Origin of the sequence: Flavobacterium sp. KS-LB2 (assembly GCF_036895565.1) — a bacterium.
GTDB lineage: Bacteria > Bacteroidota > Bacteroidia > Flavobacteriales > Flavobacteriaceae > Flavobacterium.
On sequence record NZ_CP145904.1, the window covers coordinates 2559430 to 2584223 of the forward strand.

Below are 24794 nucleotides of genomic sequence, written 5' to 3' on the forward strand. Positions count from 1 at the left end.
TCTCAAGAAAAAGACTGCACGATAGCAGTCTTCCTTATTATATATGTATTTTTTTATGCTAAAATCGATTTTAAGGCATCATTCATTTGTCTAACAGCATCAGCACTTTTAGAAAACAAGGCTTTTTCTTGTTCATTAAGCTCAATGTCAAGGATTTCTTCCACTCCATTTTTACCAATAATACAAGGAACACCGATACAAATATCATCCTGACCGTATTCTCCTTCAACAAAAACAGAACAAGCAATCATTTTCTTTTGATCATTCAAAATACTATCCACTAAGAACGCAACTGAAGCTCCTGGAGCATACCAAGCTGATGTCCCTAAAAGTCCTGTAAGTGTAGCTCCACCAACCATAGTATGCGCAGCTACTTTTTGCAATTCATCTTCCGATAGAAATTGAGAAACTGGAATTCCGTTATAGGAAGCCAATCTTGTTAAAGGAATCATTGTCGTATCACCATGACCACCAATAACCATTGCTGAAATATCATTTGCAGGCTTATCTAAGGCCAAAGACAAATACGTTCTGAAACGAGAACTATCTAATGCGCCTCCCATACCTATTATTCTGTTTTTTGGCAACCCAGTAGATTTCAATGCCAAATAGGTCATGGTATCCATAGGATTAGAAACTACAACTATTATAGTATCGGGTGAATGTTTCAATACATTTTCAGCAACTGTTTTTACAATTCCTGCATTAATACCTATTAATTCTTCTCGTGTCATTCCTGGTTTTCTTGGAATTCCTGATGTAATTACAACTACATCGCTTCCAGCCGTTTTAGAATAATCATTGGTAACGCCTGATACTTTGGTATTAAAACCTGTATTTGTAGCACATTGCATAATATCTAATGCCTTACCTTCTGCAAAACCCTCTCTGATATCTAACAACACTACTTCGCTGGCAATTCCTCTGTAAGAAATTACATCTGCACAGGTAGCGCCTACATTTCCTGCTCCTACAATGGTAACTTTCATATTTTAAAGTTTATTCGGTTATTAGTTAATTTGGTTAATCTCTATAATAATCAATCGTTAGTTATTCAAAAACAAACGATTAAACTGCATTTACGCATCAATATTTGCATACACTGCATTTTTCTCAATAAATTCTCTACGTGGTGGCACTTCATCCCCCATTAACATAGAGAAAACTCTGTCAGCTTCCGCTAAACTGTCAATGGTAACCTGACGCAACGTTCTAAAATTTGGATCCATTGTGGTTTCCCATAATTGCTCTGCATTCATCTCTCCAAGACCTTTATAACGTTGAATAGCTGCACTACCACCCATTCTTTCATTTGCTTGATCGCGTTGAACATCATTCCATGCGTATTCTTTCTTATTTCCTTTTTTAACTAAATATAAAGGTGGTGCGGCAATATATACGTGACCTTCTTCGATTAGTTCTTTCATAAAACGGAAGAAGAATGTTAGAATTAAAGTTGAAATGTGACTACCATCGACATCGGCATCACACATAATGATAACTTTATGGTAGCGTAATTTTTCAATATTTAAGGCTTTACTATCTTCGGCAGTTCCTATTGTCACTCCAAGAGCCGTAAATATATTTCGAATCTCTTCGTTTTCAAAAACCTTGTGATGCATTGCTTTTTCTACGTTCAAAATCTTACCACGTAATGGTAAAATAGCTTGAAACGCTCGATCACGACCTTGTTTTGCCGTTCCACCTGCCGAATCTCCCTCAACAAGATATACTTCGCATTTTGCTGGATCTTGTTCCGAACAATCTGATAATTTACCTGGCAATCCACCGCCACCCATTACGGTTTTACGTTGCACCATTTCACGTGCTTTTTTGGCGGCGTGACGCGCTTGTGCTGCAAGAATTACTTTTTGAACGATGATACGGGCATCATTTGGATTTTCTTCCAAATAATTCTCGATCATTTCACTCACCGCTTGACTTACTGGCGAAACAACCTCTCTATTTCCAAGTTTCGTTTTGGTTTGCCCTTCAAATTGTGGTTCAGCCACTTTTACTGAAATAATTGCAGTCAATCCTTCACGGAAGTCATCACCAGAAATATCAAATTTCAGCTTATCCAACATTCCAGAAGCATCAGCATATTTCTTCAAAGATCTCGTAAGACCTGTTCTAAAACCCTGTAAGTGCGTTCCTCCTTCGTGTGTATTGATATTATTTACATAAGAGAAAATATTCTCTGTATAACTTGTGTTATAAATTAAAGCAACCTCAACTGGAATTTCTCCTTTTTCATGGTCCATAGAAATAACGTGCGCAATAATTGGCTCACGATTTCCATCTAAATATCGAATGTATTCTTTTAAACCTTCATCAGAATGAAAAATTTCAGAAACAAAATTTCCGTCCTTATCTAATTCTCTTTTATCTGTAAAAGTAATCGTGATTCCTTTATTCAAAAAAGACAATTCACGCATACGAGCGGATAAAGTATCATACGAATACTCTATTGTTTGCGTAAAAATACTTGGATCCGGGTAAAAAGTAACGATTGTTCCTCTTTTCGTCGTTTCTCCAATTTGTTTAACCGGATATAACGCTTTTCCCTTTTCATATTCTTGCTCGTATATTTTTCCGTCAGTACTGTGAACGGTTGCGCGTAAATGATTAGACAAAGCATTAACAACAGAAACCCCAACACCGTGAAGTCCTCCAGAAACCTTATACGAATCTTTATCAAATTTTCCTCCGGCACCAATTTTAGTCATTACAACCTCCAATGCCGAAACACCTTCTTTTTTATGAATACCAACTGGGATACCACGACCGTTATCTTCAACAGAAATAGAACCATCTTCATTTATATCAACTCTGATAGTATCACAATGACCTCCCATTGCCTCATCAATTGAGTTATCTACTACCTCATACACTAAATGATGTAGTCCTCGAACACCTACATCTCCAATATACATTGAAGGACGCATTCTAACGTGCTCCATTCCTTCTAATGCCTGAATACTATCTGCTGAATAACTGTCCTTCTTGATTTCTTCGCTCATATATATTTTATTCTAAAAAATGTAATTTTTGTATAACACGCAAATATATAAAAACGCAAATTATATAACCGTTAAAATCCCTTTTTAAGCCTTTAAGTTATTAACATTTGTTCATATAATTACAAAAAAACGCTCTCAAAATTGAGAGCGTTCTTCATTTATAAAAAATTCAAAATATTGTTTTAAACCGTAACTCCTGTTTTGGCAATTTCAGTGTCTGCCTGAACGTGCGCTGCATTAGCCCTTCCGCTTGGATCTAGGTTTTCTTGCCATTTCGGAATCCATTTCCTAACCGTTTGTGCCGCACTTATTTGCGGATAATATTTATTAAATATCGATCTGTAAAAATAAGCTTCTTTAGTGGCTGGTGAGTTATAAGGAAATTCCTTTGCAGCTCCGGCTAATTGCTCATCCGTAACTTGTGTAGCACAATAATCAATCAATTCATCAATCCACTTGTATCCTACTCCATCTGAAAATTGTTCTTTTTGTCTCCACAAAACTTCTTCGGGGAGATATGGGTTTTCAGGTGTATCAAATGCTTTTCTTAAAATGTATTTTTCTTTTCCATCGTACGTTTTCGGCATCTTTTCTTCTGCTTTTATACGAACGGCCAAATCTAAGAACGTTTTATCTAAAAATGGAACTCTAGTCTCTAAACCATGAGCCATCGTTGATTTATCGGCTCTTAATAAATCAGCAGTGAATAATTTCTGTACTCTTTCGATGGTTTCCTTCTGAAAATCTTCCGCTGACGGTGCATTCCTAAAATACAAATATCCGCCAAAAATCTCATCGGCTCCTTCGCCCGAAAGCACCACTTTTATACCCATATCCGTAATCGCTTTTGATAAAAAATACATAGGTGTACTTGCTCGTATTGAAGTCACATCATACGTTTCAAGATGCCAGATTAATTTATCCAAGATTTGAATTCCTTCCTCTACTGTAAAGTGAATTTCATGATGTTCCGTTCCTAAATACTCCGCGACTTTTCTAGCAGCTGCCGCATCTGGAGCATCTGCATCTAAACCGATAGAAAACGAATGTAATTTTTTACCGCTTTCCGCCAATAATCTGGAAGCAATTGCCGAAGTCAAAGAAGAATCTAATCCTCCTGAAAGCAATACTCCAATAGGCACATCGCTCATTAAACGCTTACAAGTCGCTTCGATCAAAGTCTCTCTGATTAATGCTAAATCTAATTCTTGGTCGGCTTTTAAATAATCTTCGTATTCCGGTTTGTAATATTTTACAAAACCTGTTTTTGCAGTGTAATAATGTCCCGGAGGAAAAGTAGAAAATGTTTTACATTGATCAGCGATTGGCTTCATTTCAGAGGAGAAATAGATTCTTCCTCTTTCATCTAAACCATAATACAACGGTTTCACTCCCATTGGATCTCTGCCAGCAATAAAATCATCACCATCAACAACTACAAAAGCCCAGTCTCCATCCAAACGATTGCAAAAATCATAGCCAAACTCTTCGAACAAATGCACAATAACTTCTGAATCTGACTTAGTCCTAAATGTATGTGCTTTTAAAACACCATCTCGCAATTCCTGATGATTGTATATTTCGCCATTATGAATCATGTAGGCCGTTTTTGTTCCTTGTATCGGTTGTTTTCCGGAATGCAAATCGATTATCGATAACCGTTCATGACTTAAAATATGTCCTTTTTCAGTAACATGTAAATCCCTTTCATCTGGACCGCGATGCGTCATTCGTTTTGAAAGTTCTCCAACTAACTGTTCATCCTTTGCTCTTCCAATAATGGCTAATATTCCGCACATAATACTACATTTTTATTTCTTACCAATTCAACTCGACAAATATGCAATAGCAGTTACACATACAAAACACAAACACATTATTTAGTTCACATTTAAAACAAAAAAATTAATTTTACATTTAAAATGTAATTAAAACAGTCCATTAATAAAATTACTCTATTACAATTGTAAATCATCAAAGAAAGCCCGCAAACTTATTTCACTTTCTGACCTTTTAAATACGTGTTCGTAGGTTTCATTTTCACTATTTTATTTTCTTCTACTTTCATTAAATCCTGATCATACATCACAAAATCGGCCCATTTACCCACTTCCAAACTTCCTTTTTCTTTTTCTTCGAAATTAGAGTACGCTGCCCAAATGGTCATTCCTCTTAACGTTTCGGCTCTTGACAAAGCATTTTCCATTTGAAAACCGCCTTTTGGATATTCCTTACTATCTTTTCGGGCAACTGCTGCATGGAAAGTTAGCATCGGATTCACTTCCTCAACAGGAAAATCAGTTCCTAAAGCTACCATTCCTGCTTTTTGAAGTAATTTTTTATAAGCATAGGCATTTTTAAGCCTTTTTTTTCCTAATCTGTCTTCTGCCCAATACATATCAGACGTAGCGTGCGTAGGTTGAACCGAAGGAATAATTCCAAATTTAAAATAATCAAAATCTTGTTCACGCAGAACTTGCGCATGTTCAATTTTCCATCTTCGGTCTTTTGTACCAGCTAAAACATCCGCGTAAATTTTTAAAATCACTGTATTGGCAGAATCTCCAATAGCATGTGTATTCAACTGAAATTTGGAAGCTGCAATTTGCCTCGCAACATCTTTTAATCCCGAAATAGGCGCCAACAAAGCACCATATTGATTTGGACTATCGGAATATGGCTTATGCATGCAAGCACCACGAGAACCCAAAGCGCCATCGCCATACATTTTAAAAGAACAAACATTCAAATTATCCGTTTTATAAATTCCTTTTTTTAGATATAAATCAATATTTTTTTGATTTGCTGTAATCATAGCATATACATTAAGCGTCATCAATTTTGCTTTCTGCAAACTGTCTATCAAATGAATCACATCAGGATCTAAACCCGCATCATTTACAGTAGTTAATCCATAATCAAACATCACTTTTTGAGCGTCTAACAAAGCCGCTATTTGTATTTTTCGTGTCGGTTTTGGAATTATTTTAAACACTAATTCCATCGGATTATCGACTAAAATTCCTGTTGGCTCTCCATTTGCAATTTCAATTTGTCCACCAACAGCTTTTGTATCTTTTGTAATTCCTGCTAATTTCAACGCTTTACTGTTAACGATAATTGCATGCCCGTCCACTCTATTCAACACCACAGGAATATCAGGAAATGCAGCGTCTAAATCTGCTTTTGTAGGATACTTTTTTACTTTCCAATCGTTTTGATCCCAACCGTTCCCTACAATAAACGTTGGATTTTTATCTTTTTGAAAAGCCTTTAAACGAGTGATTATTTCGCCCATACTTTTAGTACCGCGCAAATCAGCCTCCTGCAAGCTTAATCCATAGCTATAAAAATGACAATGCGCATCAATCAAACCCGGATAAATAAATTTTCCTTCAGCTTCAATTGTATTCTTAGACTCATACTGTTTGGTAATTTCACGATTTGTACCAATGGCCACGATTTTTCCCTTATCGATTGCCATAGCAGAAGCCTCCGTGAAAGAATTATTTACTGTGTAAATGGTTGCATCTGTAATAATGGTATCAACAGAAATTTTATTTTTTTGATCACAGGAAATCAATAAAAATAAAGCAAGGAATAATGAAATAGATCTCATAATAAACAATTTAGTTAGGCTAATATAAAAAACTCCGCCTAATTATTTTAGACAATGCCGTAATTATATTTTTTTCAAATTGTAACCTTCTCCATAAAAATAGTTTCCATAAAAAAAACGCTCTCGAAAAGGAGAGCGTTTTATCTATTTTAAAAATCTTCTTTTTTACTGTTTATGCTTTTACATACGCATCATCATGCACACTAGCTACCGCTCTTCCTGAAGGATCATTCATATTCTTGAATGCTTCATCCCATTCCAATGCAATTTTTGTACTACACGCCACACTTGCTTCTTGTGGTACACATAAAGCTGCGGCATCACTTGGAAAATGTTCGTGAAAAATAGAACGGTAATAATATTCCTCTTTAGATGTTGGCGTTTGCAAAGGAAACTTGTATTTAGCATTTGCCAATTGCTCATCTGAAATCTCCATAGCAACAGTGGCTTTTAAGGTATCAATCCAACCGTATCCAACACCATCACTGAATTGTTCTTTTTGTCTCCAAGCTACACTTGGCGGCAACATTTCTTCAAAAGCTTTACGAACAACCCATTTTTCCATTGGATGTTCTGCATTGATCATTTTATCTTGTGGATTAACGCGCATCGCCACATCCATAAATTCTTTATCTAAAAATGGTACACGACCTTCAATTCCCCATGCTGCTAAACTTTTGTTTGCACGCAAACAGTCATACATGTGCAGTTTCCCTAATTTACGTACGTTTTCTTCGTGGAATTCTCTTGCATTTGGCGCTTTGTGGAAATACAAATATCCACCAAAAAGTTCATCTGCTCCTTCACCCGATAATACCATTTTAATTCCCATTGATTTGATGACTCTCGCCATTAACCACATTGGTGTTGATGCTCTAATCGTAGTCACATCATACGTTTCCAAGTTGTAAATCACATCTTTAACTGCATCCAAACCTTCCTGAATAGTGAATTTTATTTCGTGGTGAATGGTCCCAATATGATCCGCCACTACTTGTGCTGCCGCTAAATCTGGAGAACCTTCTAATCCTACCGAGAAAGAGTGCAATTGTGGATACCAAGCATCAGCAACATCACCGGATTCGATACGTTTTTGCGCATATTTTTTGGCTACAGCCGAAGTAATAGAAGAATCTAATCCTCCAGAAAGTAATACTCCATAAGGCACATCACTCATCAATTGTCTGTGAACTGCTGCTTCTAAAGCGATTTTAATTTCGTCAATGCTGGTTACGTTGTCTTTTACAGCATCGTAATCTGTCCATTCTCTTTTATACCATTGTACAAATTCTCCGTCTTTACTTGACATATAATATCCCGGAGGAAACAATTGGATTTTAGTACAAAATCCTTCTAATGCTTTCAATTCTGAAGCCACATAAAAAGTTCCGTGTTCATCCCAACCAATGTACAAAGGAATAATTCCCATGTGATCACGAGCTACAAAATACTCATCTTTTTCTACATCATAAATGGCAAATCCAAAAATTCCGTTCATTTCATCTATAAAATAAGGTCCTTTTTCTTTGTAAAGTGCCAGAATTACTTCGCAGTCGCTTTCTGTTTGAAAGTTGTATTTCCCTTCAAATTGTTTGCGTAATTCTCTGTGGTTATAAATTTCACCATTTGCCGCTAAAACCAATTGTTTATCTTCAGTGAACAAAGGTTGTTTCCCTGAAGCTGGATCTACAATCGCCAAACGTTCGTGAGACAAAATGGCTTTTTCATTACTGAAAATTCCACTCCAGTCCGGCCCACGATGACGGATAATTTTAGACATTTCTAGTACTTGCGGTCTTAAAACTTCCGCTTTTTGTTTTAGGTCAAAGGCACATACTATTCCGCACATAACTATATATTTTTAATGTTTTGTTTATTTTGATAAGGCAAAGATGGGGTTATAGTTCTAATTGAAAAACACAAATGCCATTTTTAGTTATAAATTACAACCAAAAAATAGCATTTGTGTTTAAAATGTAATTAAAAAGAGAATAAAAAAGGAATCGAAGTTGAAAATTGTAAAAAGGAATGCAGATGAAACGGATTTTATTCAATAGTCTCCACCAAATACTTCGTACCATTAATCTCAAAAGTAAAACCTTCTTGATTTCCCATGAGTTTATTTCCTAAAGGCGATTGTGGTGACAATGCGATAATATTGATTCCTTCGACATTGATTTTAGGAAGCGCCACACTCAGGTACAAATAGATTCCGTTTGCTTTTACCAAGCTTCCTACAATGATCGTTTCAGCGATTGTAGTCGCATCAATTTTGTCTAAAACTACTTTTTGACCCAATACTTCTCTCAATTTACGATTGAGTTTTTCCTGCTCAATGTGCATCATAGACAAAGCGGTTTCGTGTTTGTCTCCGGCAGAACCTTTGGCATCATTTTTAGAATCTTCAGTAAGCGCTGCAATCATGTCTTTGAAAACATCAATCCTATCTTGAACTAATTGTAAATAATGAGTATGTATTTTTTGTTTGAAAGTCATAATTTGAATTACAAGCCTAATAGGGTTTTGAACCCTATCAGGCTTTCAAGTTTTTTAATAAAAATGCGAAGATTGTTTTCCGTTTTGGCTTCCTCTCCTTCGGGGAGGGCTGGGGATTTAAAAATCAAATTTATAGTTTACTCCTAAAATCACCTGAAATCCTTGAACAGGGTAATTCAACCATTTTTGGTAGGCATTATTAGTGATATTATTGGCTCTTGCAAAAGCAGTCAATCGATCGCTGTATTTGAAACCAACATTAGCATTGACATCAAAATAAGATTTTAAAGTTACAGAAGCAGCATTAGCCGAAAAGGCTGTATTGGTCTGAAAATCTTTTCGCTCTCCTACGTAAAACACATTGGCGCCAGCAAACCATTTCTCCGTTATGTTTACATCCAGATTTGAACTCACTTTTATTGTTGGCAAATTCCATGCTTCTTGTTGTAGATCATTGGTATAACTACTAAAAGTTCCGTTGATCCCGAAAGATACATCTTCAGAAAAATCAGCTTTTAATTCTCCATAAAAGTTTAAGGTTCTCATGTCATCGTACATAACTTGAAAGGAATTCCCAAAAGCATAATCTTCATTAGCTGCATTTTCATTGTAATCATTGCTTCTAAACAAAGCTTTATTTCTTTCGTTAACATACGACGCTTTAACATTATAACTCACAGTATTCGTCAATTTCCCTTTTAATCCGGCAAAAACATCATACTGCTTGTCTGTTGGCGCAATATTCAATGTTGGTGATAAAAACGGATTTTCATTCACAAAATCCATGTATGAGTTTTGCTCTAAATTCCCTTCGGCTCCAGCATAGAAAATCATCAAATCACCAACCACTTTATATGAAGCATTGAATTGCGGATACACTAAAAATTTATTATTGCTGTTTACATTATCCAAACTATAAAATAATCCAGCTCCGATATTCAACGTCCAATCCTCTTCTTGCATTACAAAACTAGGAACAATTCCAAAATTTGTAAAACCGTATTTTACTCGATCACTATTCGTATTTGAATAATTTTTCTTGAAACTGCCACCCACATAATCAACAATTATATTTGTTTTTACAGCACTTTCCATGACTTCAAATTCCACGGTTGGTTTTGCATAAAATCGATTTTCCGAAGACCCTGAAGCATCCGAAAAATGGTGGTATTGAAGGCTTGCTTTGTTCAAAACACCTTCATTAAAAGCAACATTTCCGCCTAACGAAATCGTTCCGTAGGTTTGTTGTGGATTAATCCCGTTTATCAATGTCGTTCTATCTTGGGGCGTCAAAGTACTGGCGAAATTTGACGGCAATCCGTACCAATTGTAAATTTGGTTTTGATATCCTAAATCAAGATTCCAAAACACGTCTTTTTGATTGGAACCATACATCAAATCAAGCGATGTATCATAAAAGCCATCCTCTAATGCTACATTTTGGATTCCACCTTCCGAAGAATGATGACGAAACATTCCGCCCACGTAATCCGTATTATTTAAATCATGATTTACAAATAATTCCCCAATGAAAGTTCCGTAATTCCCAACTCCAAAAGTGGCATAATTTTTAAACAAATGCGCTTGTTTTTCTTTCTCTACACCTTCGGCTTTTCCTTTAGACGGTGTAAAAGTCGAAGCTACAGGAAAAGAGAAAATAGTGTATTTTATTTTTTCTTTTTGAGCATTTGCTTCCTCGTCTAGTTCAGGTATCTCTTTTGCTTTGAAAGCATCGGAGATTTTTGGCGTATACGGTTTTACCACATTTACAGTTTCACTTCCTATTTGCTCCTTCTTTTGTGCAAACGAGAATTGTGAAAGTAAAAGAAACAAAATCCCAACTCCAACACGCCCGATAGAGAATGAACTAGAAACCATTGTTGCCTTATTTGTGAATGAATTTATTTTTGATTGTTCAAATGTCATGTTTATTTTTTTTACTTCTTAATTTCTACTTCTTCCTTGCAAACCTACTGCTTAAACTTCCCATTCGCCTTTTGCGATGAATTGTGTCTCCCCACCTATATTGATATCAAAATGATTTTCTGTTAGTTTTCCATCAAAATAAATCTGAGATGGCCTATTGATAAAATCGCCTTGATGATTAATTATTTGAATTTCTGACGCATCATATTTTAAAAGAAAAGCCTGTAAACACGTACTTGCACTTCCTGTAGCTGCATCTTCAATAAGTTGATTATTTTCAACACAGAGCATTCTAGTACTCAGTTTTGCTTCTTCCAAACAATAAAAATATAACGCTCTATGACTAGTTTTACAATTGGCTTGCAACCATTCGTTCATTTTATCCTTATCCAGAATTAAATTCTCTAAAGCCTTTCTATTTTGGAGAGGAACAATTACAAACGCGCTTCCTGTAGTCACCTCCTGAATAGGAAATGTATCATGAAAATCAGTACTGCTTAAATTACTAAAAGATAAAAAATCCACTGTAGAAAAAGTATCTAAAAACTCCGGTTGAGCAGCCTGAAGCCAAACCAAATCCCCCGATTGATGAATTGCAATTTCACCTATTGGCACTGATAAAGTAATCGATTCCGGTTGGTGCTCAAATATCTTATTCATTAAAACCCACGAAGTTCCAATAATTGGATGTCCAGCAAACTTCATTTCGTGCTCTGGAGTAAAAATTTTAATAGTTGCAGTATTATTTTCAGTATCAAGCTTTGTTATAAAAGTACTTTCGGCAAAATTAATTTCTCGCGCAATTTCTTGCATCTGTTCGTTACTTAAGGCTTCAGCTCCTAAAAAAACGGCCAATTGATTGCCTGCATATTTTTTCTCTGCAAAAACATCAACGATATAAAAAGATAGGTTCATTCTATTTGTCTTTTGGGTTTCAATTTTTATAAATATTTCTTGTTGCTTTTTGTTGCTCTAACAAATAACCAGCACCTTCTTTATTTAGTTATAGATGAATTCGTCTTGGATTCTTCAGCTTTGATACTATCTAATTCTCTTTGCGCATCAGAAACTACATCTGGGAAATCAGTGAAATTTTGTATCACATTTTCCAAAATATAAGTTGCTTGATAACTGTCTTTCAATCCGTAGAAGTTTTTTGCCATCAACACCAATCCTTTGGCTCCAAAGTATTTATATCCGGAATAATTCTTTGCTAATTTTTGAACTGCAGTATTAGAAGCTTCAAACTTTTCCTCTTTGTTTTTAAAATAAGCGTCATAATACAATGCTTCGGCAGCTAATTCTCCTTTAGCAATCGTCATTAATTTTGCGTAGGCAATTTTTGCTTTTGTCTCGTCACCCGTTTCTATTGCAGCACGTGCAATAATAATTTGTGCATCGCTTTTTACAGCATCATCTGCCTTTGGATCCATTAAAACTTTTTCCGCATAAATAACTGAATTTGGATAATCTTTTTTGTCATAATACGATTTCATCAAATTCGATTGTGCAAAAGTCTTGTTTTGAGAAATATCTGCTTCGTTTTCTAAACGGGACAAAACTGGGATTGCTTTCTCATACTCTTTATTTTTAAGGAAAACTTGAGCTAATCGCGACAATGACTGCTCGGTAAATTCACTTCTGGATTGTGCAATTACATATTCATAATTAGGAATCGATTTACTCTCTGAACCATCAGCAAAATACAATTGACCTAAATAATAATTCGCTTGCAAAGCATGAATTCCACGAGGAAATTGATTCACATAACCACTAAATCCTGCTATTGCCTGCTTGGTATTGTTTTGTTGAAATTGTTTTTCAGCAGCTTCATACGTGTCATTATCCAATTCTGCATCCGTTACAGATACAAAATCTAACGTACGAACCCAAGTTGCATACTCATCTACTCTACCATTGTCCACATAAATCAATCTGGCTGTTGCTACCGCTTCCAAAGCCTCTGGAGTTCTAGGAAAGTCCGCTGCTACTTTTTTAAATTTCAACAATGCCTGATCGTCTTTGTCGGTATTGAAATATACTAATCCTTGGCGCAAAATAGCTCTGGAAGTAAAAGAGCCTTTTTTAAACTCCGTGTTTAATCGATCATAGGTTTTTACAGCAAGGTCATTTTTATTGGCAGCGACATACGTATTGGCAAGCTCAAAAAGTGCATCGTCTCTGTATTCAGATTTGGGATACACTTGTAAAAAAGCATTTAACTCTTCAATTTTCTTATCGTTTTTAGCAACAAATCCATAACAAATTGCTTTTTGAAAATACGCATAATCAGCATCAACACTTTTAGATTCAATTACTTTAGTATAAGCATCCATTGCCGCGCCGTATTTTGAAGTCACAAAACGGCAATCCGCTAAACGCAAATAAGAATCATTCAATCGTACTTTATCCGCTGGCGCTTTATCAATTTGGTTTTGAAAATAATTCCCTGCTTGATCGTATTCCTTTAATTTGAAATACGTATAGGCAATATTGTAATTACTGTTTTTAAATTCTGGTGTTGTTGCCGCTTGGTTTGCACCAATGAATTGCTTGAAACTTAATAACGCGTCTTTAAAATCATTCAAAACATATTCTGTTTCCCCTTTCCAAAAAGTCGCTCGTGCAGTAAAAGTTGCATCTCTTTGTTCGCCAATAGATTTGGTAAACATTTTCAAGGCTTCCTGATAATTTCCATCGGTATACAACTCTAAACCTCTGTAAAAAAGAACTTTTTGATAGGCCAATTTATTTTCAGGTGATTTATTTTTTTCCAATAAAACTAAGGCTTCCTTGTAGTTTTTAGAAGAAATATAGGAGTCAATCAATAATTTCTCTACCTCAGAACGGTTGGCATTATTTGGATATTTTTTCAAAAAAGCTTGTAAAACGGCGGGTACACTTTGATACGAATTCCCCAATTCATAACTTAATTTGGCATAATTCAAACTCGCATCTTCTTGAATAGCCAAGTCAAAATCCATTTCTGAAGCATTTTTGAAAGCATTCAAAGCTTGTTGTTTTTTATCGGTATTCAGGTAACTTTCACCCAAATGATAATAGGCATTTTGAGCTACAAAATCTTTCCCGCCAATAATTTTATTGAACTGAGAAATAGCATTTTCGTAGTCTTTTTGTTTGTAATGTGCATATCCCAATTGGTAAAAATCCGTATTGTTCCATTTTCCTTTTTTTCCTTTATAATCTACTAAATAAGGAATTGCTTTATCATATTGCTTCAAATTAAAGTAGCTTTCGCCAATGATTTTACTCAGTTCTGATTTTTCTAAAGGACTTGATTTTTCCATTGCTTTCTGACCTAAATCAATTGCTTTTTGGAAGTTCCCTAGCTTAAAATTCATATCAGCTTGATAATACGAAAGTTTTTCTTTGTATTTTTCTTCACCCGAAACTTCATCAAAATACTTGGTTGCCTGCTTGTAATCATCACCTTCATACGCCATAAAACCTAAATAATATTTAGCTTGAGAACCATATTCGGCAGAATTAACAACCTTATTCAAATATACTGTAGCTTCTTTTTTCTTTTTGGCATTAAAAAAACTGTACCCCTTTTGGAAGTTGAATTTATCTTGGTCCTTTCTGCTTAAACTACTTTCATCTACTTTATCAAACCATTGTAACGCCTGCGGATAATTCCCTTGGTTAAAATGAAAATGAGCCACTTCAATGAACGCTTGATTTTGTTTTACGCTCGTAGGATAATCCGAAACAAATTGTTCCATCAACTCATCCGCATTGGATTGATTAGTTCGAATGGCACAATTAGCGGCATAATACGCACAATCTGATTTCAATTCTTCAGTTGTGGCAGTTTGCTTTACTTTATTAAAAATAAGTTGTGCCGATGCATATTGCTCATCCTTAAATAAAGAAACCGCTTTGTTGAAATCCTTCGAATCGTGGGTATAAATAGTTGATTTTTGTGCCGAAACAGTGGCTGTTATGATGAAAATTGGAATAAAAAAGAGCCAAGAAATTTTACGCATTGTGATTTTATTTTAATAATTCAAATGTATCATATTCTGTAGTCTATAACGAGTCGTTGTTGGCTTTTATTATGAACATTTTTTTTAACACCATAGAATTTAACTTTCAGTAGTGAAGTAATCATCGCTATAAACGCCGCTACTTTCTCCTAATTTTTATAATTACCGGAATTCTATCTAATTGAATAGAATTTATTTTGAATAGAACCGTTATCTTATTACTTTTACCCAATAAACAAATGCAAATTATGTCACAATCCGTACTGTCTCTAAAAAATGTAACTATATTTCAAGAAGGAAAATCTATTTTATCCCAAGTAGACTTGGAGGTAAAACACGGTGAATTCCTTTATATTATTGGAAAAACAGGTTCTGGAAAAAGTAGTTTAATGAAAACTTTATATGCTGATTTACCTTTGACTGAAGGCGAAGGAAACATTGTAGATTTTGATTTAGCCACTTTAAAAGAAGATGACATTCCGTTTTTAAGACGTAAAATTGGGATTGTTTTTCAAGATTTCAAATTACTTCCGGACCGGACCGTAAATGACAATATGCTGTTTGTACTGAAAGCAACTGGCTGGACAGACAATACAAAAATGCAAAATAAAATTGACGAAGTTTTAAACAAAGTAGGAATGAGAGATTTTGGCAAAAAAATGCCTCATCAACTTTCTGGAGGTGAACAACAACGTGTAGCTATTGCTCGTGCTTTGTTGAATGATCCCGAATTAATCCTAGCTGACGAACCTACAGGAAACTTAGATCCACAAACGAGTGCCGAAGTACTGGAAGTCTTAAAAAAGATTAACGCCAATGGAAAAACCATCATTATGGCGACTCACGATTATGCATTATTGATGAAATTCCCTTCGAAAACGCTGAAATGTGAAGATGCAAAAATCTTTGAAGTAGTTCAGAGAACGGCATAATGCTTTCTATTCTGGTTCCAATATACAATTACAATGTGTATCCTCTTGTTGTAGCATTGCACAAACAGTGTACGGATTGCGAAATAGCATTTGAAATTCTATGCCAAGACGACGCTTCTAATTCAAGTGTAAACGCTTTGAATGAAAAAGTAAACGCACTTTCCAATTGTAGTTTTATCTCCTTAAAAGAAAATGTAGCCCATCGAGAGAACAGAAATTCTCTTGCCAATCAGGCAAAATTTGATTACTTGCTTTTCATCGATGGAGACTCTATTATTATTCATGAACATTACATAAAAAAATACATCAACAATCTTTTGGATTTTGATGTTATTTATGGAGGTAGATTACATCCTGAAAAATGCCCTTCCAATAATCAAAAACTACGCTGGAAATACGGGAAATATATTGAAGATAAATCTGCAGCGAACCGAAAGAAAAAACCGTATCAATCGCTACTTTTTAACAATACTGTCATAAAAAAAAACTGTTTCAACAAAGTAAAATTTGACAAGAACATAAAAAAATACGGTCATGATGACACCCAACTTTCGTATCAGTTAAGTCTTTTAAAGTCTAAAGTAAATCACATTGAAAATCCTGTTGAACATGGAGATATAGATACTAATTTGGTTTATCTGAATAAAACTAAAGAGTCTCTAGAAAATTTGATTTCGTTATACGAAGAAGAAAAAATTGATGTCAAATTTGTACGACTGATTCAATTGTATCATTTTCTAAAAAAAACAAAAACTACGTTTATCATTTCCAAAATACATTCTATTTTCGAAAAATATGTAGTTCAAAACTTAACTGGAAACCATCCTAATTTATTTCTTTTTAATTGGTATCGAGTTGGATATTTATGCTCAATCAACGCTACAAATTAATTGTTTTTGATTTCAATAAATAACTGATTCCAAGTTTCCATAATAGCATCGATGTGGTATTTTTCGCTAGATGCTTTTGCCTTTTTACCCATTTCTTTTCTTAGTGTAACATTTTCAATTAATCGCTCTACTGCTTTTACATAATCTGATTCGTTTCCATCTTTAATCAAAAACCCATCTTTGCCATTAGATAAAATACCTTTTGGCCCACATGGACAATCATAAGCAATACATGGCAATCCCGAAGCCATCGCCTCAATTAAAACCATGCCAAAACCTTCAAATCGAGATGTCATCAGATAAAAAGAAGCTTCTAAATATTTTTGTTCAATATCTTGAACAGGTTCGTGAAAAACAACATTTTCCGAAACATTTAGATTTTCAGCCAAGGATTTTAAATCGATACTTTCTGATGCTTTACCGTAAATTTCTAATATCCAATCGGGGTATTTTGCAACTACTTTTTTCCAGATTTGTAAGAGCCTGTCAAATCCTTTTTCGTACGTGTGTCGACCTACCGCAATGACTTTATTATTTTCTAAAGCACTGACTTTATAGGAAACAAACCATAAAGGATTCGGAATAACAATAGTATTTTTGATATTCCATTCTGCAATACTACCGCTTGTTTCAACTACAAATCGATCGTATTGCTGTATTCCGATTTTTTTAAAAATAAGAACACCACTTGCAACCACTTTAGTAAAACTATTTTTATCCAATTTTCTTTCCTCGATAAACTTAGAACTGTGCATTTCTAACACAAGAGGAATTTTGATTTTTAAAATAAAAGGAATCAAGTACGCTTTTAAACCATTATCACAAACGATAATGACATCGGGCTGAATGGTTTTAGTTTTAGTTTTTAACCCTTTGGAAAATGAATTAAAAAACTGAAATAGGTTCCCTTTCAATACCATATCATGAAAAATAATATTGGAATTAAAAGCATAAAACAACGGAGAAAAACCCTCATTTTGAGTCAGAATATGCACTTCATATCCCATTTTTTCAACTAGATAATTGGTTTTTACCGAAAGGACTCTTGCAACACCTCCTTCATTATTTATGTTGGGAACAACGTATAAAAGTTTCATTTTTTTGATTCCAAAAATTGATTAAAATCCCGAATATAATCTTCTTCGTCATAAACATCAGAAGCCAAAACCAAACAAACCGCCCCCGAAGAAAAATTTTCTAATTCTCTCCAAATTCCTGTTGAAATATACAATCCGACATTAGGTTTATTCAATAGAAATGATTTTTTTTCTGTTCCGTCATTTAAAACGACTTCAAAACTTCCGCTCAAAGCGACCAGCACTTCACATTGATTGATGTGCGAATGACTGCCTCTAAAGGAATTGCTAGGCACATCAAAAAGATAATACACACGCTTGAATTCAAATGGTATAACATCATCTTGAATAAATGCTAAATTCCCACGCCTATCCTCCACAACAGGAATTTGTAAAAGTTGTATGTCTTTTAATGTTGTCATAATTCTATTTTAAGCTGATTTTCATTAGATTCAACCATTGTTTTCCAATAGTTGAAACCGAAAAAGATTGCACACTTTGCAACGCATTTTGCTTGCAATATCGATATAAATTTTCGTCTTCCACCAATAAATTCATCGCTTCAGAAAGTTTTTCTATATCTTGGTTGGCAACCAACAGTCCATTTTCTTTATGCTGAATCATTTCGCGTGGTCCTGATGAACAATCAAAAGCTATAACTGGCGTTTCACAAGCCAAAGATTCTAAAATAACATTAGGCAAACCTTCATTCAAACTACTCAAAACAAAAAATCGTGCCTTTTTTAAATATTTAAATGGATTGTCCTGATAGCCTAAAAAATGTACTTTCTCGGCAATATTTCTTGTTTTAGCCACATTTAAAAGCATTTGCTTATGTTCACCATCGCCGAGTAAAACCAAATGAATATTATTTGTTGACAAAACAGATTTAGCATACGCTTCAATCAGTTTATCAAATTGTTTGATGTTTGTTTCCATTTGGCCCACGCCAATAATATAATCAAATTCAAGCTCATTTTCCGCTTTACTTTTTAAGGTAATTTCATCAATATCAATTGGATTATAAATTCGGATAACATTTTTAAGCTGGTGTTTCTTCTCTATTAAAGCTTTGGATTCATCCGAAATACTGACTACTTTATAGCAATCTCCGTATATAAAGCGGCTGAGAAAAGTCCAGTTTGGTAGGTAATGATCCATTAAAAAACTATGAACTGTAAAAATAGTTTTCGTTTTATAAAGCCATTTCGCTATCAGCACTTCTTGAATGGGTTTTATCCTAAATCGGAAATCGATGATGAAATCAAATTGATTTTCGTCTAGGTATTTTTTAAGAAAAGTGAACCGTTTCCATTTATTTAAAAGGCCGTTGGATGCATTTTTTAGCTTACCTAGATTGACTAGTTTTCCTGAATAGGCATACGAAACGGAATCAAGAACGATGATATTATGAACCTCTAATCCTTGTTTTTGAAAAAATTGAGACAATACCGCCATCACCTTTTCGGCTCCGCCAGTACTTAATCGATAACCAATTAAAGCAATTTTAATTTTTTTGTTGGGCAATATCATTATCGATTTCTTATTTTCGTATCAAATATAACTCTTTTAAAAAAATATGCAAGACAATCCCTTGGTCACCATTATTTGCTTGTGTTACAATCAGCAGGAATATATCTTGGAGAGTTTGTTTTCAGTTATTAATCAAGATTATCCTAGTATAGAACTTATTATTGTTGATGATTGTAGTACCGATAATTCAAAAGCTGTAATTGAAAAATGGCGTATTGATTTCCCGAAAATCCAATTTATTGCAAACGACTTTAATTTAGGCAGTACCAAATCGTTTAATAAAGCCTTAAAAAAAGCCAATGGTGAATTTATAATTGACTTGGCGGCCGATGATGTTTTATTGCCGCATTGTGTTAGCTCACAAATAAATGCGTTCAAAAATACAGCTTATAAAAATATTGGGATTGTGTATGGCAATGCTACATTAATTACTGAAAAAGGTGTTTTTGACTCTTATTATTTTCCTGTAAACTATCTCAAAAAAGTAATAACTCCCAGAATCACGGGCAACATTTATGAGTCTGTTCTTACTGGTGGAGATTGCATGTGTTCCGTTTCATCGATGGTAAAAAAAACAGTATTTGATTCTTTAAATGGATATGACGAGTCGCTGGCTTATGAAGATTTAGATTTTTGGATTCGCGCCTCTCGAATATATGATTTCGATTTTATTGATGAAATTTTAATCCAAAAAAGGACGGTCGAGAATTCATTAGGAACTCATTTTTTTAAGAAAAATGATGCTAAAGGCCGAAAAATAAATCACTCTACTTATTTAATTCTAAAAAAGGCAATTGCGCTAAATAAAACAAAAAAAGAGAATAAAGCCGTTCTAAAACGCATCCATTTTGAATTGATTTTGGCCTATAAAACGGTAAACTACATACTACTATTAAAATATATTTCTTTAGAAATAAAGCTAAGATTACAAGTGCTTTTTTCCTAAACTAGATCATCAAATAAGCATCCAATGCTGCTTTTTCACCTTCCCAATCTCTAGAAATAGAATCTTTTATGAATTTTGCAGGGATGCCTCCAATTAAAATATTGGATCCAAAAGAAGTATAATCGGTATTGCATAAACTATTTGAAGCTATCGTACAAAAATCAGGCGTTTTCGTTCCTTGAAACACCGTCACTCTGTTGGATGCGTAATTGTAATTCCCAATTGAAATAGGTGCCGTCATTTTAAATTTTTCGCCAGTTTGAGTATTCATCATCTGATGGAAATTGGTATCCATAATTTGAGCTTCCGAACCAAAACGGGCGTAATTTCCCAATACAATTCGTTCGATACAGATTAACTTTGTATTTGAAGCTAAGGATGACATGTGACCAAATTCACAGTATCCATCTTCTCCAATATACATAAAATAATCTTTGCCAAATTGTACGTATCCATTAAAAACAATAGTACCCAAAATATTAATTTCGGCAATACCTTTGTGCAGCGTGTTCATTTCGTACGGCTGCCCAAAACCAATCATCCCCTTTTTAATAGGTCCAATGATATGGATTTCCCCGGTTATTGCAGTGAATTTTACTTTTCCATAAAAAAAAACGGGAAGTTGTTTAGCAACAGCAAAAGGAAATTTTTTGAAATTAAAATACAACGTTTTTGTCCAATTTACGGAGTAAAAGAGTTGCATTTTTTTATAAATTGATCTTGCTTTTCTATAATTATGTTGTACCGTTTTAATCATTTTTTTTCTTGATTAAAGCATTGAAAAATCCTTTTAGTGCCACCTTTTTATTCATTTGAAACAGAACAAAAACAATAGAGAGCACGACCATTATTGCCATTGAACTATATTTTAAAATTGGATTCGGAATGTATCGAAACAAAAAAGTCGCAAAACACATCAGGATACAAATTAAATATATTTGGTAAAAATCACTATCAAAATAAAAACCATATCTTTTTTTAGTGATTATTTTTAAACCAAAAAAATGAATCACATAATAGACTAAAAAACTAAAACCTAGTCCTTCCAATCCATAGAAATAATAGCCTAAAACATTTAATAGTAACGATACAGTATTGAAACCTATTGCTGTTTTTAAAAACATTTTTGAATCTCCTTTGGCAATCAAAATATATCCCATAGACCATGAGACTGCCCGAAATAGCATTGCCAAAATTCCAAAACAAACCATCGGAATGATAGTAGTAAATGCAGGTGTAAATACCACTTTAACGATAAGCGGAATCAATGTTAAAAACAAAATTATTATAGGAGTTATTATCAATATCGAAAGAAACGATTGTTGCGAAACACTCGTTTTGACTGCCTCATTTTGATTACTAATGGAAGCTAATCTCGGAAAATAATCAGTACTCATCACCGTAAAAATAATTCCAACATACGAATTCAATAACGTAAAGCCGGCATTATAAAATCCTACTTGTTCTAAACCACCTTGTTTTCCAACATAAATTTGGATTAAATACGTAGTCAATAAAGTCAACAAACCACTTATTGTAAGCATAAATCCTAACTTAATAATACGCTTTCCCTCTATCATTAATTCCGGCTTTGTTACGCTCCTTCTTTCGATTACTACTTTTTTCGAATAGTAAAAAGAAAATAATAAAGCCGATAACGAAATCCCAATTATCGTGGGAACAATAGCGTCAATTCCATAGCAATAATACAACGGAACGGAGAGTAGCAAGCCGCAAATATTTCCATATAAATTCGCTTTAGCTAAAAAGCGCATTTTTCGCAACCCTTGCAAAATCGCTAATTCTGCCACTGTCAATTGCCTAAAAAGTAACACAATGGAGAGTAACATAAACGAAAGCATTTGGTCTGTATTGCCAAAAGTAATAAGGCTCAACCAATTTGAAAAAAGCAACGTCACTAGCGATCCAATGATTCCTGTTACTAATGCTACTTTTTTAACCACTGAAACCGTAACCGCAACCGTATTCAAATCTTCATTTTTGTATTCTGCTGAAATATGCTTGACTGCGCTTGTTTCAATTCCTAAACCCGAGAAACCACTAATGATACCAATAGCAGAATTCAACAAAGCAATAATGCCCATTCCCGCCGGACCTACAAAAATAGCAATTAATTTAGTTCGGATTACAGCAATGAAAATCGTGAGCAATTGAACACCACCAAAAAGCGAAGTCGTTTTTAAAATTTGATGATATGAAGTTTTGGTTTCAGACATTCGTTAATATCGATTTAAAACTTCAATAATAAAAGCCACCTCATCCATTGTTAAAACTGGACTTATTGGTAAACTCAACACTTCATTGTGAATTCTTTCAGTAATAGGAAAAGTGAGATTATGCCATCCCGAAGCTTTAGTAGAAAATGCTTTTTGTTGATGGGGCGGAACTGGATAATGGATTACCGTTTGAATTCCATTTTGATGCAAATAATCCTGCAAATCTATTCTGTTTTGCGTGCGAATAACAAACAAATGAAAAACGTGATTAGATTGCTTCGTTCCTCGCAATGATACTGTTGGAAGAATTATTTTGTCGTTTTTAATTTCAGACAAATACCGTTTGGCAATTGTTCTGCGCTGTTCATTATCAGCATCTAAAAAAGGCAATTTCACATTTAAAAAAGCCGCTTGCAGTTCGTCTAATCTTGAATTTACACCAATGTAGTCATTGTAATATTTGGTTTCCGAACCATAATTACGGAGCGATTGAATGACTTGAGCTAACTCCACATCATTTGTGGTAACTGCGCCGCCGTCGCCTAAACAACCCAAATTCTTACTCGGATAAAAACTATATGCTACGCTTGATTTCTGATTCTTGATTTTTGATTCTTGATTTTTGATTGCTCCGTGAGCCTGAGCAGCATCTTCAATGATCAGCAAATCATTTGCTTGAGCAATTTCATATATCGCATCCATTTCTGCCAATTGTCCGTAGAGATGAACAACAAGAATTCCTTTGGTTTTTGAGGTGATTTTTTCTACAATTAAATTGGGGTTAATGTTGTAGGTTTCTAATTTTGGCTCGACCAAAATAGGAATTAAATCAGCTTCTAAAATAGCTAGAATACTTGCAATATAAGTATTTGCAGGAACAATGATTTCATCACCTTTTTGCAGTTTTCCAAGTTGAATGTATCCTTTAAAAATCAATACCAATGCATCAAAACCATTTCCAGTTCCGATGCAGTATTGTGTTCCGCAATACTTCGCAAAGCTCGTTTCGAATTCCTTAACTTCATTCCCTAAAACATACCAACCATTAGCTAAAACCACTTTCAATTTTTCTTGAAAAGCAATTTCATATGGTTCGTTTATTTTTTTTAAATCAAGAAATCGTATCATATCAGCTTCATTTTGTAAAAATCCTGACTGTAAACGGAGCATCCTAATTCCTCTTTTTGCTTCAAAAGTCCAGCATGGTATCCTTTTTCATTATCCTCGTTCACAATTCCCATATCAAAAAAAAGTTTACCTTCGCTCTTGTATTTTTGTATCAAATTAATGAATAAAAAATCCAACGCACGCATCTCCTCGCCTTTTTTAGTGGTGGCTCCATATTGTGATTTCACCACAGTTTTTGTTTCAAAAAGTGTTATACCTGCAATGATAGTACCATCATAATACGCTGAAAACTGTCTGATATTATTCGGGAACTTTTCTTTGAGTGCTGTAATTTCTTGTCGCGTATGTACGGGCTTTGCATTGTGTTTTTCTAATAGTCTTGGCTCTAAGACCAATTCCCAAAATGACTCTAATTGCTGTTCTTCGACTAGTTCTAAATCGAGTTCTTCAATTCTCCTGAAATGCTTTAATTTACTTTTTGAAATAGTCAATGGCATGGCTAAATTGATGGCCAAATTCATTTCTTTTTTATCCAAAAACGCTCCTTTTTTATTCAAGAAAAAATCAATTTCGGAATTTCCATTTGACACATAAAACAAAGGAATTGGTTTGTAATAAAAGGATTGTATCGCATTTTCTTTAAAAAAAGACAGAACAGCATCCAAAATCGTTGCTACTTTTTCTCCATTTAATTTAGGCAAATAAACTAATCCGCCATACGTTAAACCTTTGTGCGAAAAAACGTCATCTCCAACTCTATTTGCAGGTAAAACAGCCACTAGTTTTTCGTCCTCAAAAATCATCAAAGAGAAATCCTCGAATCGATCTTTGTGGTATTCCATAAAATCTCGGTGAAACAAAAAGGTAGCATTTTTGGCTTGACCGATAAAGGTATTCCAATTTGTATAATCGTTTTCTTGGTATTGTTTGACAGCGTAGTTTTTCACTATTTAATTTTAGACTTCGTGAAAGTAAGCA

General features: G+C 34.3%; 19 protein-coding genes. 3 read left to right on the forward strand and 16 right to left on the reverse strand.

All coding sequences use genetic code 11. From position 1 onward, the window contains the following. Positions 1-53 precede the first annotated feature (53 nt). From mdh to V5J73_RS10915, 9 genes are all read right to left on the reverse strand, one after another. A complete protein-coding gene (gene mdh, locus V5J73_RS10875) occupies positions 54-989 on the reverse strand; it encodes a malate dehydrogenase (protein WP_338645823.1) in 936 nt (311 codons plus the stop codon). Positions 990-1079: 90 nt separating this feature from the next. Further along, complete coding sequence (gene gyrB / locus V5J73_RS10880) at positions 1080-3023, reverse strand: DNA topoisomerase (ATP-hydrolyzing) subunit B (protein WP_338645825.1); 1944 nt, start codon at positions 3021-3023, stop codon at positions 1080-1082. Between the two features lie 182 nt (positions 3024-3205). Then, positions 3206-4822, reverse strand: a complete 1617-nt coding sequence (asnB, locus tag V5J73_RS10885; protein ID WP_338645827.1) for an asparagine synthase B — start codon at positions 4820-4822, stop codon at positions 3206-3208. A gap of 194 nt (positions 4823-5016) precedes the next feature. Further along, entirely contained in the window at positions 5017-6642 is a 1626-nt protein-coding gene (locus V5J73_RS10890) for an amidohydrolase (protein ID WP_338645829.1), read from the reverse strand. A gap of 172 nt (positions 6643-6814) precedes the next feature. Continuing rightward, positions 6815-8491: an asparagine synthase B gene (asnB, locus tag V5J73_RS10895; protein WP_338645831.1), complete on the reverse strand. Its 1677-nt coding sequence runs from the start codon at positions 8489-8491 to the stop codon at positions 6815-6817. 197 nt (positions 8492-8688) lie between these two features. Next, a complete protein-coding gene (locus tag V5J73_RS10900; protein ID WP_338645833.1) occupies positions 8689-9138 on the reverse strand; it encodes a hypothetical protein in 450 nt (149 codons plus the stop codon). Between the two features lie 117 nt (positions 9139-9255). Further along, entirely contained in the window at positions 9256-11016 is a 1761-nt protein-coding gene (locus tag V5J73_RS10905; protein ID WP_338648618.1) for a TonB-dependent receptor, read from the reverse strand. Positions 11017-11115: 99 nt separating this feature from the next. Next, positions 11116-11979: a PhzF family phenazine biosynthesis protein gene (locus V5J73_RS10910; protein ID WP_338645834.1), complete on the reverse strand. Its 864-nt coding sequence runs from the start codon at positions 11977-11979 to the stop codon at positions 11116-11118. A gap of 80 nt (positions 11980-12059) precedes the next feature. After that, positions 12060-15074: a tetratricopeptide repeat protein gene (locus V5J73_RS10915; protein WP_338645835.1), complete on the reverse strand. Its 3015-nt coding sequence runs from the start codon at positions 15072-15074 to the stop codon at positions 12060-12062. Between the two features lie 248 nt (positions 15075-15322). Between V5J73_RS10915 and V5J73_RS10920 the strand changes: the two genes are divergently transcribed. Together V5J73_RS10920 and V5J73_RS10925 are read left to right on the forward strand one after the other, a co-directional pair. Beyond that, positions 15323-16006 carry a cell division ATP-binding protein FtsE gene (locus V5J73_RS10920; protein WP_338645836.1) on the forward strand — a complete coding sequence of 228 codons (684 nt, stop codon included), beginning with the start codon at positions 15323-15325 and terminating at the stop codon, positions 16004-16006. Next, on the forward strand, positions 16006-16896 hold the full coding sequence (locus V5J73_RS10925) for a glycosyltransferase family 2 protein (protein WP_338645838.1): 891 nt from the start codon (positions 16006-16008) through the stop codon (positions 16894-16896). Before V5J73_RS10920 ends, V5J73_RS10925 begins: the two co-directional genes overlap by 1 nt. Here the strand turns inward: V5J73_RS10925 and V5J73_RS10930 are convergent. From V5J73_RS10930 to V5J73_RS10940, 3 genes are read right to left on the reverse strand one after another with little or no spacing between them, the layout of a single operon-like run. Beyond that, complete coding sequence (locus V5J73_RS10930) at positions 16893-17993, reverse strand: glycosyltransferase family 4 protein (RefSeq protein WP_338645840.1); 1101 nt, start codon at positions 17991-17993, stop codon at positions 16893-16895. The genes V5J73_RS10925 and V5J73_RS10930 overlap by 4 nt on opposite strands. After that, positions 17990-18394 (reverse strand): sugar 3,4-ketoisomerase, encoded by a 405-nt coding sequence (locus tag V5J73_RS10935; protein WP_338645841.1) that lies wholly within the window; start codon positions 18392-18394, stop codon positions 17990-17992. Before V5J73_RS10935 ends, V5J73_RS10930 begins: the two co-directional genes overlap by 4 nt. Before the next feature lie 4 nt (positions 18395-18398). Next, the gene (locus tag V5J73_RS10940; RefSeq protein WP_338645842.1) at positions 18399-19505 is read right to left on the reverse strand and encodes a glycosyltransferase; all 1107 of its coding nucleotides are present in this window, start codon (positions 19503-19505) and stop codon (positions 18399-18401) included. Between the two features lie 46 nt (positions 19506-19551). On the opposite strand from V5J73_RS10940, the gene V5J73_RS10945 reads away from it, so the two are divergent. Further along, entirely contained in the window at positions 19552-20451 is a 900-nt protein-coding gene (locus V5J73_RS10945) for a glycosyltransferase (RefSeq protein ID WP_338645843.1), read from the forward strand. A gap of 1 nt (position 20452) precedes the next feature. Here V5J73_RS10945 and V5J73_RS10950 read toward each other — a convergent pair whose 3' ends face one another. From V5J73_RS10950 to V5J73_RS10965, 4 genes are read right to left on the reverse strand one after another with little or no spacing between them, the layout of a single operon-like run. Then, positions 20453-21154 (reverse strand): acyltransferase, encoded by a 702-nt coding sequence (locus V5J73_RS10950; protein ID WP_338645844.1) that lies wholly within the window; start codon positions 21152-21154, stop codon positions 20453-20455. Between the two features lie 46 nt (positions 21155-21200). Further along, entirely contained in the window at positions 21201-22688 is a 1488-nt protein-coding gene (locus V5J73_RS10955) for an oligosaccharide flippase family protein (RefSeq protein ID WP_338645845.1), read from the reverse strand. A gap of 3 nt (positions 22689-22691) precedes the next feature. Next, positions 22692-23816: a DegT/DnrJ/EryC1/StrS family aminotransferase gene (locus V5J73_RS10960; RefSeq protein ID WP_338645846.1), complete on the reverse strand. Its 1125-nt coding sequence runs from the start codon at positions 23814-23816 to the stop codon at positions 22692-22694. Beyond that, positions 23813-24763 carry a GNAT family N-acetyltransferase gene (locus V5J73_RS10965; protein ID WP_338645847.1) on the reverse strand — a complete coding sequence of 317 codons (951 nt, stop codon included), beginning with the start codon at positions 24761-24763 and terminating at the stop codon, positions 23813-23815. The genes V5J73_RS10960 and V5J73_RS10965 overlap by 4 nt, the downstream gene beginning before the upstream one ends. Positions 24764-24794 lie beyond the last annotated feature (31 nt).